1 protein-coding gene and 1 pseudogene are annotated in these 2,684 nt (G+C 68.9%); both read right to left on the reverse strand.

The window, feature by feature from the left end; genetic code table 11:
- Nucleotides 1-795: pseudogene (locus VFG33_RS27445) on the reverse strand (lytic transglycosylase domain-containing protein); the annotation flags it as partial.
- Nucleotides 796-959: 164 nt separating this feature from the next.
- On the reverse strand, nucleotides 960-2,522 hold the full coding sequence (gene ffh, locus VFG33_RS27450) for a signal recognition particle protein (protein ID WP_325055857.1): 1,563 nt from the start codon (nucleotides 2,520-2,522) through the stop codon (nucleotides 960-962).
- Between the last annotated feature and the right edge of the window lie 162 nt (nucleotides 2,523-2,684).

A 2,684-nucleotide genomic window follows, 5' to 3' on the forward strand; every position in this document is an offset into this window, starting at 1 on the left:
GAGCACGGTGGACACGTAGTCCATCGAGTGGTTGTACCGAAGTACCGCCTGGACCAGGCCCTGCGGGTTGCTCAGGTCGGAACCGCCGGAGCAGAGGTACTCCCCCGCTGCTCGGGCCGCGTCGAAGACGTTGTGCGGGTCCTTGAGACCGTCACCGTTGCCGTCCGCCCCGAATCCGGCCCAGGTGCCCGGGATGAACTGCATCGGGCCGACTGCCCGGTCCCATTGCGCGTTGCCGTCGTACCGGCCTTGGTCGGTGTCGCTGATCGCGGCCATGCCCGGACCTCCGTCGAGCACCGGGCCGAGGATCTTGCCGCGGGTGTTGCCGGCCGCGTCGACCCGTCCACCGCTTGCGTGCGCGGACTCGACCTTGCCGATGCCGGCCAGCAGCGGCCAGGTGATGTGGCAGGTCGGCCGGGCGACGGCGAGGTCGTTGGCAGCCTTCTGGTACGCCGCCAGCACGGTGCCCGGGATACCCGAGGCATCCCCGGTGATTCCGACGGGTGGCGTCTGCTTGTTGTCGAGCGCACCGGTGACCGGCACCTCGATCGAGGACCGCGCCTCGGTCCCGACGCTGCCGTCGGCTCCCGGCGTGGCCGGGACCTCACCGGCCAGGGCGTCGAAGACGGAGTCCTGCCGGGGCTGGCTCAGGGCATGCGAATCGACCACGAAAGTGTTCGACGGAACGCCGCCGGCCACAAACACAGCGACCATGGCGGCGGGCGGAGCCAGGCAGACCCAGGTGGCGGTCAGCTTGCCCCGCCACGTATCCAGGTCTTTGAACTGCTGCCTCATCCGAACCGTCCTTCGACGTATTCCGCAGTACTCGATCCTCGGGCGTAGGGACGATCTTAGCGGCCAGTAGCTCAGGGACAACCGCTAACTGCGCGCCGTATGCAGGAGACGCCTAGTGCAAATGGCCAATAACCCCTGCAAGACCCCCGCCGGCTACCGGCGCTTTACTTGCCGCCGAGCATGTTCTTCAGGTCGTCCGGGAGCTCGAAGTCGTCTGCCGCGGCGCCACCGCCGAACGCTGCCGGCAGCTGGCCCGGCTGCGGCTCGGCAGGCTGGCCGGAGCCCTGGTTCGCCCGCTTGGCGGGGTTCCCCGAGACGCGCTTGGCCTTGCCCTTCTTCGCTTGCTGCTTCGCCTTCTTGCCGCCGCCGCCGGCGCCCGGCATCCCGGGCATTCCCGGCATTCCGGGCATGCCCTTGCCGGAGGCCATCGCGGACATCATCTTGCGGGCCTCGAAGAACCGCTCGACCAGGCCGCTGACGGTGGCCACCTCGGTCCCGGAGCCGTTCGCGATCCGGAGCCGGCGGGACCCGTTGAGGATGTTCGGGTCGTTCCGCTCGGCCGGGGTCATCGAGTGGATGACTGCCTCGATCCGGTCGATCTCGCGCTCGTCGAAGTTCTCCAGCTGGTCCTTGAACTGGGCCGCGCCGGGCAGCATGCCGAAGATCTTGGTCAGCGGGCCCATCTTGCGGACCGACTGCATCTGGGCGAGGAAGTCGTCCAGGGTGAAGTCCTTGCCGCCCTTCTTCTGCAGCTTGGCGGCGGTCTTGGCCGCCTCCCCGGCGTCGAACGACTGCTCGGCCTTCTCGATCAGGCTCATCACGTCGCCCATGCCGAGGATGCGGGACGCCATCCGGTCGGGGTGGAAGACGTCGAAGTCCTCGAGCTTCTCGCCGTTCGAGGCGAACATCACCTGGCGGCCGGTCACCTGCGCGATCGACAGCGCGGCACCACCCCGGGCGTCACCGTCCAGCTTGGACAGCACCACACCGTCGAAGCCGACGCCGTCGAGGAAGGCCTGCGCGGTGGTGACCGCGTCCTGGCCGATCATCGCGTCGACGACGAACAGGATCTCGTCCGGGTTGACCGCGTCGCGGATGTCCGCGGCCTGCTTCATCAGTACTTCGTCGACGCCCAGCCGGCCGGCGGTATCGACGATCACGACGCTGTACTGCTTGGTGCGGGCCTCGTCCATCGCCAGCCGGGCCACCTGGACCGGGTCGCCGACACCGTTACCCGGCTCGGGCGCGAACACCGGCACGCCGGCCCGGTCGCCCACCACCTGCAGCTGGGTGACCGCGTTCGGCCGCTGCAGGTCGGCGGCGACCAGCATCGGGGTCTGGTGCTGCGTCTCCTTCAGCCACTTCGCGAGCTTGCCGGCCAGGGTGGTCTTACCCGCACCCTGCAGACCGGCCAGCATGATCACCGTCGGCGGCCGCTTGGCCATCCGCAGCTCACGCGTCTCGCCACCGAGGATCGTGACCAGCTCGTCGTTGACGATCTTGATCACCTGCTGCGCAGGGTTCAGCCCACCGCGCACCTCGGCCCCACCGGCCCGCTCCTTGACCGCGGCGATGAACTCCTTCACCACCGGCAGCGCGACATCCGCCTCCAGCAGCGCGATCCGGATCTCGCGGGCGGTCGCGTCGATGTCGGCGTCGGTCAGCTTGCCCTTGCCGCGCAGATTCTTGAACGCGGCGGAGAGGCGGTCGGAAAGCGTGTCGAACACGAGAGAACAGTCCGTTTCTTCCGGTGGAGCAGAAAGTCGCCAAAACACACCCAGGCAACTCCCCGAGTCTACCGGCCGCCACCACCCACCCGACCCCCCGCACGCCGCGCCACCCAGCCCAACCCCTGTGGATAACCCGCTCCCCCACCCCCCACCCCTCGA

The organism is Kribbella sp. (genome assembly GCF_035687465.1).
GTDB lineage: Bacteria > Actinomycetota > Actinomycetes > Propionibacteriales > Kribbellaceae > Kribbella.